Source organism: Legionella waltersii, assembly GCF_001468085.1.
GTDB classification, from domain to species: Bacteria; Pseudomonadota; Gammaproteobacteria; order Legionellales; family Legionellaceae; genus Legionella; species Legionella waltersii.
In genome coordinates, this window is record NZ_LNZB01000060.1 from 597,547 (window position 1) to 614,788 (window position 17,242).

Consider the following 17,242-nt stretch of genomic DNA (forward strand, 5'->3'; position numbering starts at 1 on the left):
ACTAGAAATTAAAAAAAATTGCCATGAATTCTTGAATTAGGTTTGTCATCAAACGCAATTCGCGTATAGTGTCTTGCTGGTTTGTCCACATTTTTAGTTTTTTGCTATAAATAAAGGAGTATTTCATGGCTGATGTATCTAAACAAAAAATTCTATGTGTTCTTTACGAAGACCCCCTTACAGGATACCCACCTAAGTATGCGAGACCCTCAATACCGGAATTAACTGAATACCCTGATGGACAAAAATTACCAAGTCCAAACGCAATCAATTTTACTCCTGGTGAACTATTAGGATCGGTTAGTGGAGAGCTAGGTTTACGCACGTTCCTCGAGTCTTCAGGGCATGAATTTATTGTAACTAATGACAAAGATGGTCCAAACTCTGTCTTTGCTAAAGAGCTCAAAAACTCCGACGTAGTTATTTCTCAACCCTTTTGGCCCGAATACCTCACACGCGATCGAATCGAAACTGCTCCTAAACTTAAGTTGGCCATTACCGCTGGAATTGGCTCGGATCATGTGGATCTTGAAGCCGCAATTGAGCATAACATTACAGTTTGTGAAGTAACCTACTGCAATAGTATCAGCGTAGCTGAACATACAGTCATGATGATTTTGTCACTTGTTCGAGATTATATCCCACAATACAAAACAGTTATTCAAGGTGGATGGAACATTGCTGATTGCATTAGCCGCTCTTATGATCTTGAAGGTATGCATATTGGATGTGTCGCTGCCGGACGCATTGGTTTAGCTGTGTTAAAGCGATTAAAGCCCTTTGATGTAAATCTTCATTATACCGATAAACATCGCTTACCTACTGCAGTGGAACAAGAATTAAACTTAACCTATCACCCAACTGTCGAATCAATGGTTCAATTATGCGACGTCGTATCAATCCATTGTCCACTACATCCTGAAACAGAGAATTTGTTTAATGAGCGCATGCTCCGGATGATGAAGAGAGGCAGCTATTTAATCAACACAGCTAGAGGTAAAATTTGTGATCAAGACGCGATAACTACCGCTCTTAAGTCCGGACATTTAGCTGGATATGCCGGTGATGTATGGTTTCCTCAACCCCCTTCTGCAAACCATCCCTGGCGCACCATGCCGCACCATGCAATGACTCCACACACCTCAGGCACAACTTTATCAGCCCAAGCAAGATATGCGGCAGGGGTAAGAGAGATTCTTGAGTGCTGGTTAACTAATAAACCAATACGTGATGAGTATCTTATTGTTCACAATGGTCAATTAGCTGGCACTGGCAAACATTCTTATACCCAAGGGAATAGTACTCAGGGTATAGAGCAGAAACATGAGTTGGAGCTTATATAAAATACGGGTACTAGGTAGTGGCTTGATGAATTGTGCGTTGGTTCAAATCAATGCAAATCACCACTCTAAAACTAGACAACTGAACCTCAACCGTGAGAAAGCCGATTAGATAATTCGACTATCTACACTCTCTCACGGTTGAGGCTCAGTATTTTTAATGTATTCGTATTTTATGTTCAATTGAGTATAATCATTACTTTACTCTAATATTCTAAAATGCTTAACTATGAGTCATTTAATAGATCTGTCTATTCTGAAACGAAACCGTGACTTCAGATTACTATTTACAGGTCAGTTTGTTTCGTTTATCGGCACAATGGTTACAAGCGTTGCGCTGCCCTTTCAAATTTATGAAATTACTCATTCGAGCTTAATGGTTGGCCTATTAAGCCTAGCTCAGTTGTTGCCTCTTGTTGTCACTGCGCTCATTGGTGGTGTTTTTGCTGATCGATACAATCGTCGTGCATTGTTGCTTATCAGTGAAGCTTTATTAGCTGTTGGCTGCTTAGGTTTAGCACTTAATTCGCTTCTACACACTCCAAATATCTATCTAATGTTCATCATCTCTGCTCTCATGTCAGCAATTACTGGATTGCATCGTCCAGCGTTTGATAGTATCGCTCAGCAAATAGTAGACCCCGGGGATTACAAAAAAGTTGGGGCATTGGGAAGCTTCAAGTTTAGTTTCTGTATGATTATAGGCCCAGCTATTGCTGGTTTAATTATCGCTCATTTTGGGGTTATGATTACCTACCTCATTGATTTTTTAACTTTTGTTATTTCAATGTTTAATATTGCATTAATGCATAATACGCCAAAACCTCTAGTGGCAGAGCACCCTTCAATACTTACTTCTTTAAAACAAGGCATTCAATTTGCCTATCAGCGACAAGAATTAATGGGGAGTTATTTTGTCGATTTCTTTGCTATGGTTTTCGCAATGCCAAATGCTCTATTGCCAGCTATAGCTCAGCAGTTTGGTGGGGTGAAAACACTTGGATTATTGTATGCGGCACCTGCTGTAGGCTCTTTAATTATCTCGTTTGTCAGCGGTTGGACGGCCCATATAAAACATGAAGGCAGAGCAATTGCTCTATCAGCCGCATTATGGGGTGTAGCAATTATAGGATTTGGCTTGTCCTCGTCACTGTGGCTGGCTCTGTTTTTCTTAGCCCTATCTGGAGCCTTTGATGCAGTCAGTGGTATTTTTAGAAGCTCTTTATGGAATAACACTATACCCACTGAATTTCGTGGACGCCTAGCTGGAATAGAAATGATTAGCTACCTCAGTGGCCCAAGGCTTGGAGATACACGTGCTGGATTGGTTTCTTCTTGCCTAGGAATTGGAACTGCTTTGATATCAGGAGGTGTTCTATGTATTGTTGGTGTAAGCCTGTGCTGCTTCGCTATGCCTAAGTTTTGGAACTATCATTCTAAATAAAATGATGGTTTACAGTGATGGATATCAACATCTAATGGAGATATTTTTCGAGCCAGATCGCGTACCTTCGCAATTTATCGATTATGAATGAAGGTTTTTCAATCGTATGATATTCGTTAGGATAGATAACTAATTCTGCAGGAATATTTAGTGACTTTAGTGCCTGATAGAGCTGTTCCGATCCCGCACAAGGAACATTGACATCCAGTTGACCACACAGGAATAAAGTAGGTGTTTTAATTTTATCTGCATTAAAAAACGGGTAACTTAATTTAAAATATAAATCTTTATTTTTCCAGGGCTTACCTAATTCGAGTTCGTACTCAGGAGAATACTGATCTACGCCATAACTGGATAAAAAATTTGCATTTCCTGCACCAGAGATTGCGGCTTTAAAGCGATTGTCCGATGCAATAACATAATCGGTTAAAATACCACCATAACTCCACCCACCTACACCTAAACGATTTGGATCAACAACCCCTATAGATACTGCATAATCAGCAGCAGCCAGAATATCCTTAACGTCTAAATTTCCCCAATCAGCAAAAATTGCTTTAGAAAATTGAAATCCCCTTCCAGAGCTACCTCTCGGATTCGGCTCAATAACAGCATAACCATTTGCAGCTAGCCACTGAGTTTCAAAATTAAATTCATGGCTAAATTGCCATACTGGCCCGCCATGAAGAAATATAAAACCAGATACAGGTTTTCCAGCGATATATTCTTCTGGTTTTATTAATAGGCCTTGAATAACTGTCCCGTCTGTGCTTTTAAACTCAATATCTTCAACCTCTTTAAATTGTACCGTTTCTAATAACTCTTTATTTTGAAACGTAATCTGCTTAAACAAAGGAGATACGCTGTATAGCTCAGAAGGATGTGTGTCATCTGAAGTTAAAACAACCAATTTATTCTGGTTAAGGGAATACTCTGAATCGACTCGTAGACCAGAAGTTAATTTCTTTATTTGACCTGTACTTGGATTCACCTGATTTAAATAAGTGTTTCTACTCTCTTCAATCAGGACATAAATCGAACTCCCGTCTTTAGACCAGGTTGGCTTAAATACCCATTTATCGATGGGAACAGGAATAGACTCCTTCCCAGTATCTATATTTATTGTTGCCAGTTGTGTTGGTGAATAATAAATCCATTGATGTTCATTGCTGCGTATATAAGCAAGATTTTTACTGTCTGGGCTCCATGACAGCTTTGAATCATAATCAGGATTCATATCGCTTCCCAAAAAATGCGTTAATTGCTTCTCCTCTGCAGTTTTATGGGGTTCTATTAAAAAAATATCATCATTGAAATGCCGATCTGCATCTTTCCCTCGTCTTGAAACATAAGCGATGTATTTTCCATCAGGTGACCATGCTGGTAAGTACTCATCATGATCTCCATTGGTGAGCTGAGTAATCTCTTTATCAGTAAGACGAATGATGTATAATTTTTGCAGCTTTTGATGAAGATATCCAATGCCATCAATCTTAAATTGAAATTGATCAACAACAATAGGCTCGTTATAACTATTGCTGCTCTCTTGAGCTACAAAGGCTATTTGGTGTGAATCGGGAGCCCAGGAGTAATCGGTCACTTCACCATTAAAATAGGTCAATTGTTGGGGGGTGTTGGTATCAGTAGATAACAACCAGAGTTGGTTTGTACCATCCTCTCCTGCATCTGATAAATAGGCTAACCAACGACCATCAGGGCTCCATTTTGCCATCGAATAATCAGCATCTTTTGAAAACATGAGTGGTTCACTGATTTTACCATCCAAAGTCACTCGCCAAATTTCGCTGATTGAACTATTATTTCTTTCAGTGTACCTAGATACCGTATAACTTGCCCATTTTCCATCGGGAGAAATCTCTGGTTCACTAAGGTATTGGATTTGGTATAGATCTCGCAACTGTACTAATCTTTTTGCAGCACTCGGCTCATCACAAGCAATAAAAATCATCAGTAAGGCAATAATTATTCTTGACATACTTACCTATAATCCTTTATTTAATGATCATCTTTATAATGAGACAGCTTATAAAGAAGTATAGGTTACTTTTATGAAGTATGTTTCCATGAGTGTGTAGTACTTTCGGTGCTTCTTGTTGTACGTTAGAATAAATCACTATCTATTCATTTTAAACAACAATGAAAATTTCATTTTTAAGTACCCAACAGTTTGAGCAGCCCATATTTGATCAGGCAAATACAACTCATCATCATCAAATAAACTATTTAAATTTTCATTTAACTCCTGAAAGTGTTAATGCACTCGAAGCAAGCGACGTAGTCTGTTGTTTTGTAAATGATTTTATCAATTCTGAAGTCATCAACGCATTAAGCCAGAAAGGAGTTAAACTCATTGCATTAAGATCTGCGGGTTATAACCATGTTGATATTGAGTATGCTAAGAAGAAAGGAATTAAGGTGTGCCGAGTACCCGCCTATTCTCCTCAATCAGTTGCCGAGCATACTATAGCTCTAATTTTATGTCTAAATAGAAAAATCCACCAAGCACACAACCGAGTACGAGAGGGTAATTTCTCACTGCATGGCTTAATGGGATTTAATTTATTTCAAAAAACAGTCGGTATTATTGGTACGGGTAAAATTGGTACTGCGGTAGCACGTATTCTCAACGGATTCGGCTGTAAATTGTTAGGTTATGACCCCCAACCAAGTGAGGAATGTAAAAAACTGGGATTGGAATACGTTGACATCACTGAGTTGCTTAAATCTTCAGATATCATTAGCCTTCATTGTCCTTTAAATGATCAAACACGATATATTATCAATGAGCAAACAATAGCTCTTATGAAGAAAGGAGTCATGCTTATTAATACCGGTCGAGGGAAGCTAATTAATACTAAATCGGCAATAAACGCATTAAAAATCAAACAACTAGGCTACCTAGGAATTGACGTCTATGAAGAGGAAGAGCCCTTATTTTTTGAAGATCACTCTGAAGAGATCATTAATGACGATGTATTTTGCCGATTACTTACGTTTCCAAACGTGCTAATAACCGGCCATCAAGGTTTTTTTACCCAAGAAGCAGTACTTCATATCGCTCAAACAACTTTAGAAAACATCACCAATTTTGAAAGCAATAAGGGCACTGTTTATCTTGTATAAGATCATGAAATCATAGGAATTAAGTAGTCGAACGCCATCTTTGCATAGTGTAATGGATTCGCTTTCCCAGGATCCTGTTCAGCTTCAACGATTGCCCAACCTTGATACCCTATTGTTTGTAACTGGCTAATGATTGGTTGAAAATCAATAGCACCATCACCAGGAACTGTGAAGACCCCTGCTCTAACAGCATCCATAAAGCTTAACCCTTTATCTCTAACTGTCTCTAATACCTCCTTACGCACATCTTTAAGATGAACGTAGGTAATTCGTTCACGGTACTTTTTGATTAAATCGATTGGGTTAATTCCAGCAAAGAGGGCATGTCCAGTATCTAGTAATAAAGAGACTAGAGTAGGACAGGTATTTGTCATCAGAAAATCAATTTCTTCTTGCTTGAAAACCCCTGTCCCTGCATGGTAATGATAGGCAAGTTGAACTTTGAAGTCATTAGCGATGCGACCTATTGCATGCAAACCACTAATTAAGTTTTCTCTTTGTTCTTCATTAAATTGTGGTTTTGCATTTCCTAAAATTGACTTATCCGTACCTTGAATAGAGTGACCACACTCACAAACATTAATAAATGAAGCCCCCATAGCTCTCATAAAGCTCATATGCTCCATAAATCGTTCTAATGTGGCTTCATACAACTCTGGTACAGTGAAATAGGTGCTAAACCAGGCACTTGATAACTGTAACCCTCTTAGGTCTAATGCAGACTTTAAAATCTCTTGCTGTTTAGGGTATTTATTACCTAACTCAGTAGCGACATAACCTGACAAAGCCATTTCATTAATGCATTGTTCAAAGCTTATTTCTTCTCCTAAAGAAGGATCATCATCATTGCACCAATTGATGGGAGAAATTCCCAATTGAATAGCCATACTGCATGTCCTCCTCTAATAATCTTGTACTTCACTAATTTTATCTTGCATAACTCTAAATGCATCACTAACCCTACTGGAGCTGGATACTTCAGCTACCCCTACTCGCCACCATGTTTGATAACCTTGGCTCATTGTTTTTGGTAACACTGGAATAACAATCACTGAACATTCGCTATTGGCTTTAGCATCATGTATAGCATTTCGAAGAAGATCGTATGAGGACGCAAGATAGGTTTTTGCTCCTAAACCTTCTGCGTATTTGCAAAAATCAATTGGCAAGTATTCGCCAGTCAAGGCATTTGAATTTTTATCTCGGTAGCGAAATTCATTGCCAAATCCCAGACTGCCTTGGCTTTCTTGCAAATTTCTTATGCACTGATAACCATGGTTATTGAACAGAATGACCGTTATTTTTTGATGTTCTTGAAGAGCAGTTAATAATTCAGAATGCATCATCACAAAACTACCATCACCGACTAAAACATAGACCTCTCCTTCCTGTCCTTTAGCCAGGCGAACACCCAATCCTGCTGCTACTTCATAGCCCATGCATGAGTAGGCATATTCAAGATGATAGTCTTTGCTTTTTTTGGAACCCCATATTCGATGCAAATCACCAGGTAAGCTTCCAGCTGCACAGATGATAACGTCATCTTCTCCAACCAATTGATTTAATACACCTAAGACAGCAGTTTGTTGTAAACCAAGATTATCCGGAATAGATGGCTCTATCAATCGTTTTACCTCTCGTTTCCACTCACTCTGATACTGAATGATGAGCTTTTGATAGGTATTTGATGTTTGATAATCTCCGAGCTGTGCTTGCAATTGCATTAACCCAATCTTTGCATCACCTCGTAACATGTGGGCATTCATTTTCATTGCATCAAAGCGAGATACATTCAAATGGACCATTTGACATTCTTTATTTTTAAATGCCCATTTAGACGCGGTCGTAAAATCTTGTAGTCGAGAACCAATAATCAAAATTAAATCCGCTTGTGCTGCTAAGCAGTTTGCTGCCTCAGAACCAGTTACACCAATACCTCCAACATTCATTGGATGTGTGGATGGTAAACTGCTTTTACCTGCTTGGGTTTCAGCAACCGGAATTCTATAACGTTCTGCAAAAGTTGCCAGTTCCTCACTAGCTAATGAATAGTGCACCCCTCCTCCGGCGATAATAAGAGGTTGTTTACTATTCTGAATCAGTTTCACAGTATCCTGCAAAGCATCCACAGACACCGGTACTCTATCTATAGACCAAACTCTTTTATCAAAGAAAGAATCCTCATAATCATAAGCCTCTGATTGCACATCTTGGGGTAAACATAATGTAACAGCGCCAGTTTCAACTGGATCAGTTAGCACTCGCATGGCATTCATACAAGCAGTCATTAGTTGCTCGGGACGAACAATTCTGTCCCAATATTTACTGATTGGCTTAAAACAATCGTTTACAGATATGGTGTAATCGTAAGGCACTTCAAGTTGTTGCAGTACTGGATCAGGTTGTCTACAGCTAAATACATCACCAGGAAGTAGTAATAGCGGGAGCCGATTCGTCGTTGCAGTCGCTGCCGCTGTGACCATGTTTGTAGCACCAGGCCCAATTGAAGAGGTACATGCTATGATGCCTAAGCGGTTTCTTTGTTTAGCGTAGGCGGTTGCAGCATGCGCCATACCTTGTTCATTATGTCCCTGATAATAAGTTAAACCGTAGGAGTCATATTCTAAAGCTTCACCAAGGCCAGTCACATTTCCATGTCCAAATATACCGAAAACACCATTAACAAATTGATACTCAGCGTTATCCATCCTAATGTATTGATTGGCTAGAAACCTAAGAATTGCTTGGGCCATTGTTAGTCTTACTTTCATGGATTTTTTCTCCGCTTAAATACTCTCGAATTCGCTTGAGTATTTCGAGTCCACTCGTGATCTTTAACAAACGTAGGTATTCCATATGGGTTATTTTCCAGGTGTTTAATAAACCATAGGGTGTACAAAGCATAACCCGGTGCGGTGCAATGGGCATGGGTTTGATCTTTTTCAATTTGATAGGTGTCGTAATGTTCAATCCTTAAAACGTTTTTTCCGCTCTCACCAAAAGCATACCCTTGAGGCTCTGAAAAACGATAATGATAGATTTCAGGTTGATCATGATAATGAGATGGGTAACTTGACCATCTTCCTTGAAAGGTAATAATTTCACCTACCACTAAATTTGATTCTGGTCTATTGCGTTTGTCAAACACTGTTCTAACAAGCCGATAAGAGGTATCCTCTAAAATTCCCTTTCCTCGTTCATCTAACTCAAGCATATTGGATTCATCAAATAACACTGGTTCGAAGATTCGTTCGTTATCAGTCTCAATGAGGAGTAACTCACAGTCTGTTAAAGCCATAACAGAACATTGTTGCGCTCTGCTTCCATGAAGTACATAGGGGTTTTGTGAAAAGTAGTCAACTCGTTTAGCTTCTTTCTTATGTCCTGAATAATCAAACAGAACTTTTCCGCTAAGTAATAAAGCAGCAAATTCATAGTGCTGTGTGAACTGATACATTTCGCCCTTATTTAACTTTAATGACGAAAAATTCATACCGGTAAATGATTCATGCATCGAAACGATTTTGTTCATTCCGTCAGAAAATCCTAAAGGATTTTTAATTAATGCATGTTTGCTTCTGGATGGATTATAACTATCATGCAATTGCAAAAATGTAGTTTTGCTCCAAATTAGGGGATCTTTGGAATATTCAGCAATAAAATACTCCAATTCTTCCTTGTAAGGCATTGCTGGGGCGCATCCATGGCGTGTAACAACGATGGCTCCACAAGCATTAGCATATTGACACGATTTTTCCCATGACTCTCCTTGCAAGACACCCAAGAGCAAACCGGACATGAATGCATCGCCTGCACCCAACACATTGAGCACTTCAACAGGAAATGGTTGAGACTTTAAGACGCTATGTTTTGAACCAAAATGAATAATTGCTCCTTTTTCACCCAATTTAACAACGATGGGTGAATTAGTCAGTTGCTGTATAGTAGCTAATGCTTGTTCTAAACAATTTGCCCCACCAGCAATACACAATTCTTCTTCAGTTCCAACAATTAAATCACAAAGAGGGATAATTTCTTGATAACTTTTACTCACAACTTCACTTTGACAGTAACGATTTTCCCCATTACCAACCGACGTAAGTCCCCATAAAACAGGTCTAAAATCCAAATCAAAAATGACAGCACACTCAGCCCTACGAGCTCTTTGAACAACTTGAATGGTAGTGTTTTTCATTGATTGTGTTGATATACCAGTACCAGTAATTAACAACGATTTTGAATGAAGCAACCTTTCATCTGAAATGTGTTCATTCTGCAATTGCATGTCTGAACAATCTTTGCGATAAAAAATCAATGGAAAACGATCAGGTGGAGCTATTCCTAAAAGCACTAAACCAGTCAAATGCTTATCCGAGGTAGATAATAGATCAGTATTTACTCGCTCCTTGCACAATTCTTTTTGCAAAAAAACGCCCATGTCATCTGTTCCTACACAGGAAAATAGTTGACTCTTTAGACCTAAACGAGAAGTACCTACCGCTATATTTCCAGCACATCCGCCTAAATATTTCTTAAAACTAGATACATCCGATAAATCAACACCAATTTGTTCGGCATAGAGATCAACAGCAACTCTTCCCATGCAAATCAAATCTATAGGTCTTGATTGATCAACATAAAATACTGGATACGTCATAGTCACCTCAAGAAAGAACAACGGGTAATTTGGTTTTTAAAGACTGGTTTGCGGCGTTAGCAATACGTAAAGCCTGCAGAGCATCATTACCAGAAACAGGACTAGGCAAAGAGTTTTTCCAGGCTTCACAAAATGCCTTTATTTCTTCGACAAAGGCTTGTTGATAACGTTCTAAAAAGAAATATTGAGGCTTAGCGCTGTATGAATTGTTTGCATTTAGACAACTAACGGAGTGTTCATGGATATTATTTGCCTGTAGCATTCCCTCAGAACCGAAGACTTCAATTCGTTGATCATATCCATAAACAGCTTGTCTACTGTTATCAATTGTTGCCATTGTTCCATTCATGAACCTGAGTTGAATGATGGCTGTATCAATGTCATTCAAATTTTCAAATTCTGGATTAATTAGGACAGCTCCCATTGCATAGACTTCTACAACCTCAGATTGAGCTAAATAACGAGCCATATCAAAATCATGAATCGTCATGTCAAGAAAGAGTCCGCCTGAGGTAGCGATGTACTCGGTACTTGGGCATCGAGGATCTCTAGAGGTAATACGAATCAGTTGAGGTGACCCTATTTCTCCCCCTTTAAGTCTTAGGCGAAGGTTAGAAAAGCTTGGATCAAAACGACGATTAAATCCAATTTGTAATAATGTGTTGCTGTCCCTTACAGCTTGCAAAGTGGATACTATTTCTTCTTCGTTTATACCAATAGGTTTTTCACAAAACACAGATTTTCCTGCCTTTATCGAATCATTGATATGTTGGATGTGTTGTGTAGAGGGAGAAGCAATAATAATTGCGTCAATATTTGGATGATTAATGACTTCCTCACTATGATGTGTCATTAAAGCAATACCAAGGTTTTCAGCCCATTGAAAATCCAAGTTAGGATCTGCTAAAGCAACTAGCTCACAATTAGGTATATGATATTTGACATTTTCAGCATGAATTTTACCAATTCTACCAGCCCCTAAAATACCTATTCGACATCGTTTATTCATAATTAATCCATTAGTGGTTCAAAGTCTTTTTGTTGGAGTTCCTCATCTTTTAGAGGTTTTCCAATAGTTCTAATTTTTAATCCTGCGTTAAGATTGCTCTCAATAACCTCAAGGGATACCCCGGTAGTTTCAGGTACAAAATAATACACAAATACACAGGCGAGTAAGCATGAGGAACCAAATAAAGAAAAAGTAAATGATTGCCCCATATTTTGATAAATACCAATAAAATACAACGATACTATAAAATTAGCGGCCCATTGCATGACAGTTGCAATACTCATCGCAAACCCTCTAACCTGTAACGGGTATATTTCTGAAATAAGCACCCAAAACAGTGATCCCACACTGACACAGTAGCCCATAATGTACACTGAAAAAGCTAATAATATCATATACTTATTAACGAATATCGCGCCTGAAAAAAGAAAACTCACAAGAAATAAACTCATTGCAGCAAGTAAAGTTCCAGACAGTAAAAGAAATCGTCTTCCTAGCTTGTCAACATACAATAGAGTAATGACTGTAAATGCAAAATTAATTAAACCCAGTAAAAATGTTGCCAATATTGCATTTTTAACAGGGGAAAATCCAATGGATCCAAAGATTACAGGTCCATAGTACATGAATGCACTAATTCCAGAGGCTTGTTGAAATATCCCTATCCCACTACCAACTAGAAGCACCCCTAATACCGGTCTCCTGAATAATGATCGGTAATCTTCTTTCGGTCTCTTTAGAATTGAATTTATTTCATTGATTTCCTTGTACACATCATAATTTATTGGTCTAATTTTCCTTAATAGTTTTAAGGTATGATCAATTCCATACTTCTTCATTATCCATCGCGGAGAATGAGGTACAAAAAACATCCCCATGAACATAATAAAAGCAGGAATACAACCGATCCAAAATAGGTATCTCCAACTCATCGAAGAATAATCATGCAGGTAATAGCCAATTAAAAAGGCTAATGCTTGACCAAAAGTAATGGCTACACCATTCAATAAAACAAGTGCGCCGCGATTCTCTGGTGGTGCAATTTCAGCAATAAATAAAGGGACAATAAATGAGGCTATTCCAATACAAACTCCAATGATAAATCGTCCTGCTATTAAAACGGTTAAATTTGTTGCTAGAGCACATAGCCCTGTTCCGAATATAAATCCTAATGCAACAACTTTTAATAAAAAACGTCGGCTAAGTCTGTCGGAAATGAATCCACTTATCGGTATACCAAATACACAACCCAGTAGACTAATGCTTACAATTTGTGACCACTGCCAGTCACTTAATGAAAGTTGTTTAATCACTTGATCTTCTACATCAGCTACGACACTAGAGTCATATCCAAATAAAAAACCACCAAAACCAGCAATAATTGATATTAGAAATAGAAATGAGTTCAATCCCTTGGTCATGGTTTATCAGTCCTTTAGTTGCCCATTCTCGGCGATTAACACCAATGCACCTAACACCTCAGGCACAAGAAATCGATTGGTTTTCTGTCTTGCAATAACCTCGGATTTTTACAAGAAGGAAAAGTAGGCTTATTAAAATGACTGCATTCTAATGAATAACTTACCCCAATTGCAATGCTGAAATGACCAAAATAAAGTAAGTAAGCCAATAAAATACCCGAACAATCACAACCTATCGATCAGTAGTTTAAATCTCACCGAACTTACGCCCCCTAAAGTTCTTTTAACGAAGAGATTGGTTTTTTTCGTAAGTCCTGTCTCAGTTTAAGATCGATATAACTTATTCACAGGACAGTTCACTCCAACCTCTTTAAAGGCATCAACCACAGCCATTTTGTCGTATTTTCGATCTATTGCAGCTTGAATTACCCCACATGCAGCAGCTTCAAAACCAGTTTCGGAAGTCCAGTAGTGCATGTTTGCATCAATCATGACCTCAAAGGCTTTTTTAACTGTCCAATTTGGGCGATTTGCCAGTAGATAAAAAGCCCTATTGAATACCCCACTGGTTTGATGAACATCCAATTTATCATCATAGTCCTTAGCATTCTCTATAGATCGTCCGTCCATATAGGGATGATCCATGTAACGAATTGGTTCAGCACCGATTGTTGCCTCTCTACCAATTGACCAATCTTTTCCATCCCAATACCAAGGGTACTTTTGGCTTAAGTAATCCTGCAAAGCAATGCTTGCCATATCTGAAAACGATTCATTAATTCCACCAGATTGACCTTGATAGACCAAATTAGAATGTAGCCTTGTAAAATTATGTGATAACTCATGTGCCAAAGTTCCTTGAGCTGGGGCTGTCATTTTGGTATTTCCATCTCCGATAACGATTTGTTGATGCATAATATAGATGCCTTTCACTTTTATAGATGGAACTGCAAAAGCATTATCAAAATTCTTAATATGGGTATAGGTTCTTAATGGCAAATCGTCTCCTAATGGATTAGGGATACCATAATTCAAGCTGTACATGTCTAAAGTTATACCCGCAAAATACATCGAGTCATTGATGGATGAAAAACTATAGTTATTAGGTGATGTATCACCATCATTGACGTTCACATACCCAGTTTCTTTACTACAGGGATAGGAAAATGTTGGAATGTTTTTAAAAAACTCAACCACACTCAAAATTGGAAATGAGCGTTGATCTAAATCAATTAAAGAGGCATTAATGACCTTTACAGAAGGACTTTCAACAAAAGAATTGGCTCCCTTTATCCGAACATCAAACTTACCAAGAGATGGTATGTCTTTATGGACATCACCATGTTGAAATACACCGGATCGATAAGGCAATAAAAAGACGTTCCCCCCTAATCCTTGTCCTATACGTTTATGCGTTAATCCATCCCAGAACTTAAGAGTTTCACCTGTATTTGCATCGACTATGTAATTAGGTTGGGCCACGAAACTTGTTTCGCTATTGGTATAAGCAAACACATGGTAAGCTAATTGAGCCTTGCTACTCGAATTTAGATAGACAATTTGATCAATCTGCTTGTAAATTATTTTATCATTAACTAATCCTAAAGTTTTATCCAAGACATCCTTTGGTGAGAGTCGCGGTGTCATGTTTACAATATCATTCTCAATTCCAGAGACATCAATACCAGTAACAAGGGGTTTAGAGTTTAAACCCCTATGAATAGTGATTTCACGACCCCACACTGGAATATTCTTATAATAGATAGCATAGCGACTATGCTCAGACTTTCTTAAATTATCAATATCAACCGCTTTTAGTTGATAATTAGAGGTTTGAAGTTGGATTAGACTTTGATTTGTTCCATTTAACTCAAGATTATATTTTTTTAACTGTTCAGCAGCATTCCCCCAAATCAGGGTTTCTGAGGCTGATTGCACCTGGGAGCAACAGAGGGAGGCTAACAACAATGAAACTATCCTTGTTTTCATGTTCTTATTCCTAATTGTTAATTTTGTATAAATCCTTTTACAAATGGATTCAGAATAACTATCTTTTAAAAGGAAATCCAGGGGAACTTTAAATAGGATATTAACTATGTTTACAAATGCAATTGTACGTACACCATCAGCCTCATTGATTAATGGCATAACTACCTCAGCCCATCTAGGTAAACCAAACTATGAACAGGCTCTTATTCAACATCAAGAATACATCAATGCATTAGTTGACTGTGGACTGAAAATAACCAAGCTTCCTCCCCTTGAGGAGTTTCCTGATTCCTGTTTTGTCGAAGATGTGGCTTTACTCACTGAACATTTTGCCGTTCTAACCAGACCCGGAGCACTTACAAGGCGGAATGAAGTGGAAGAAATAAGAGATGCTGTTCAATCATTTTATTCTGATGCAATTTATACCATTAATTCACCTGGTACTTTAGAGGCTGGGGATGTCATGAGAGCTGATAATCATTTTTTTATAGGCCTCTCTCAGAGAACAAATCCAGAGGGTGCCGCACAGCTAAAAAATTACTTAACACAGCACGGCTTTACTGCATCTACTGTTCAACTCAGTGAATACTTACATTTAAAAACTGGTGCTAGTTATCTGGACCAAAACAGACTATTGGTCACTGGCGAGCTAACTAATCGCAGCGAATTCAAGGAATTTAATCAAATTCGTATTGATAAAAAGGAAGAATACGCCGCAAATTGCATCTTGATCAATGGAACTGTACTTATGCCTAAAGGTTATCCCGAGACATTTCAGGCACTCACTGAATTGAATTATACAATCATTGAAATAGATCTAAGTGAGTTTAGAAAAATTGATGGTGGTTTAAGTTGTTTATCATTGCGCTTTTAACTCTCAGGACTTTGCGTAAGTCCTGACTCTGAATAGGTAACCCATTTATTGACTATAATGAAATTAGGGTTTGCAACTCTTTCCTAATGAGCCAATACAAGGTCATGGTAGAGGGAATGACGTAGTGATCGGAGAAGGCCATGAAAATTACGAAAAATATGCTCCAACAAGCCGTTGATAAAAAGATCATCGATGAGAAGCAGGTCAATGCTCTTATTGATTTTATTAAAACGCTTCCTGGGCAAGAACCCAGCTTTAATTTAACCAATGTTCTCTATTATTTTGGTGGCCTTATCGCAATTGGTGCAATGACCTTGTTCATGAATTTAGGATGGGAAATATTTGGCGGTTGGGGAATATTCTATCTTTCTCTTTGCTATGCCCTATTGGGATTATCACTTTGTCATAAGTTAAATGCAAATGGACATGTTATTCCAGCTGGAATTTGTGCAACTTTTGTAATTTGTCTAGCACCACTCGCTGTCTATGGATTTCAACTAGCCATGGGATGGTGGCCAGATGCCTCTGTATACCGTGATTACCATGTGTACGTGAAATGGAATTGGATATTTATGGAGTTAGCTACTCTTGCCGTAGGAGTAATATTAGCTTGGATTTATCGTTTTCCATTTATGGTAATGCCTATAGCCTTTACTCTTTGGTACATGTCAATGGATATCGCAGCAATGCTAGGTGGAGATAACATCACCTATGAGTTAAGAGCAATGGTATCCATGTATTTTGGATTATTAACAACCTTTCTTGCATTCTGGGTTGATGTTCGTTCAAGGGATACTGCAGATTATGCGTTTTGGATTTACATCTTTGGTGTAATGGCCTTCTGGGGTGGATTAAGTAGTCAAGAGTCCCATAGTGAATTGTCTAAATTTATCTACATGTGCATTAATGTAGTATTAATTTTGGTGGGTGTCATTTTAAATCGTAAGGTATTTGTTATTTTTGGTGCTATAGGTTGTTGTTATTACCTTGGATATCTTGCCTATCGCGTGTTCGAATGGAGTCTACTATTCCCTGTAGCCCTGACAGCCATTGGATTTGGAATTATCTATTTAGGAATTTTATGGCAAAAAAATGCAAATACAGCGACTCATAAAATGCGCTCATTTCTTCCTAAGCCGTTAAAAGATCTCTTAGAAACCAGAGATAATATGGATTAATGATTTATCGGCTCCTTTTTGTGTATTTATTTACACCATTAGCTTTGAAGCTCTTGTAATACCTGGGTGGGGACGCCCCCACTAAGGTAAGCCTCAAATCCATTTACTAAATCCACACTAGAGTTTACTAACTCCCTCAGTACTTACGACGAAAAAAACCAATGTCATTTATCGAAGAGATTTGGT

At 38.2% G+C, this 17,242-nt stretch carries 12 protein-coding genes; 5 read left to right on the forward strand and 7 right to left on the reverse strand.

Annotation, left to right across the window (positions count from 1 at the left end):
• The first annotated feature begins 125 nt into the window (after window positions 1-125).
• Entirely contained in the window at window positions 126-1,343 is a 1,218-nt protein-coding gene (locus Lwal_RS15845; protein ID WP_058481760.1) for an NAD-dependent formate dehydrogenase, read from the forward strand.
• Between the two features lie 226 nt (window positions 1,344-1,569).
• Window positions 1,570-2,784, forward strand: a complete 1,215-nt coding sequence (locus tag Lwal_RS15850; RefSeq protein ID WP_058481761.1) for an MFS transporter — start codon at window positions 1,570-1,572, stop codon at window positions 2,782-2,784.
• Between the two features lie 31 nt (window positions 2,785-2,815).
• Here Lwal_RS15850 and Lwal_RS15855 read toward each other — a convergent pair whose 3' ends face one another.
• Window positions 2,816-4,780, reverse strand: a complete 1,965-nt coding sequence (locus Lwal_RS15855; RefSeq protein ID WP_058481762.1) for a S9 family peptidase — start codon at window positions 4,778-4,780, stop codon at window positions 2,816-2,818.
• Window positions 4,781-4,941: 161 nt separating this feature from the next.
• Here Lwal_RS15855 and Lwal_RS15860 point away from each other — a divergent pair, with 161 nt between their 5' ends.
• Window positions 4,942-5,928 (forward strand): 2-hydroxyacid dehydrogenase, encoded by a 987-nt coding sequence (locus tag Lwal_RS15860; RefSeq protein ID WP_058481763.1) that lies wholly within the window; start codon window positions 4,942-4,944, stop codon window positions 5,926-5,928.
• Between the two features lie 2 nt (window positions 5,929-5,930).
• Here Lwal_RS15860 and iolE read toward each other — a convergent pair whose 3' ends face one another.
• The 6 genes from iolE to Lwal_RS15890 all read right to left on the reverse strand — a co-directional run bounded on the left by iolE (window position 5,931) and on the right by Lwal_RS15890 (window position 15,004).
• On the reverse strand, window positions 5,931-6,815 hold the full coding sequence (iolE, locus tag Lwal_RS15865; RefSeq protein WP_058481764.1) for a myo-inosose-2 dehydratase: 885 nt from the start codon (window positions 6,813-6,815) through the stop codon (window positions 5,931-5,933).
• 15 nt (window positions 6,816-6,830) lie between these two features.
• Window positions 6,831-8,699, reverse strand: a complete 1,869-nt coding sequence (iolD, locus tag Lwal_RS15870) for a 3D-(3,5/4)-trihydroxycyclohexane-1,2-dione acylhydrolase (decyclizing) (RefSeq protein WP_058481765.1) — start codon at window positions 8,697-8,699, stop codon at window positions 6,831-6,833.
• Window positions 8,696-10,585 (reverse strand): 5-dehydro-2-deoxygluconokinase, encoded by a 1,890-nt coding sequence (gene iolC / locus Lwal_RS15875; protein ID WP_058481766.1) that lies wholly within the window; start codon window positions 10,583-10,585, stop codon window positions 8,696-8,698. Before iolC ends, iolD begins: the two co-directional genes overlap by 4 nt.
• A gap of 7 nt (window positions 10,586-10,592) precedes the next feature.
• On the reverse strand, window positions 10,593-11,597 hold the full coding sequence (iolG, locus tag Lwal_RS15880; protein ID WP_193787252.1) for an inositol 2-dehydrogenase: 1,005 nt from the start codon (window positions 11,595-11,597) through the stop codon (window positions 10,593-10,595).
• The gene (locus tag Lwal_RS15885) at window positions 11,597-13,015 is read right to left on the reverse strand and encodes a sugar porter family MFS transporter (protein WP_058481768.1); all 1,419 of its coding nucleotides are present in this window, start codon (window positions 13,013-13,015) and stop codon (window positions 11,597-11,599) included. Before Lwal_RS15885 ends, iolG begins: the two co-directional genes overlap by 1 nt.
• 324 nt (window positions 13,016-13,339) lie before the next feature.
• On the reverse strand, window positions 13,340-15,004 hold the full coding sequence (locus Lwal_RS15890; protein ID WP_058481940.1) for a M4 family metallopeptidase: 1,665 nt from the start codon (window positions 15,002-15,004) through the stop codon (window positions 13,340-13,342).
• A gap of 106 nt (window positions 15,005-15,110) precedes the next feature.
• Between Lwal_RS15890 and Lwal_RS15895 the strand changes: the two genes are divergently transcribed.
• Complete coding sequence (locus Lwal_RS15895) at window positions 15,111-15,878, forward strand: dimethylarginine dimethylaminohydrolase family protein (RefSeq protein ID WP_058481769.1); 768 nt, start codon at window positions 15,111-15,113, stop codon at window positions 15,876-15,878.
• A 140-nt stretch (window positions 15,879-16,018) separates the two neighbouring features.
• Window positions 16,019-17,056, forward strand: a complete 1,038-nt coding sequence (locus tag Lwal_RS15900) for a hypothetical protein (RefSeq protein ID WP_058481770.1) — start codon at window positions 16,019-16,021, stop codon at window positions 17,054-17,056.
• Window positions 17,057-17,242: the final 186 nt, after the last annotated feature.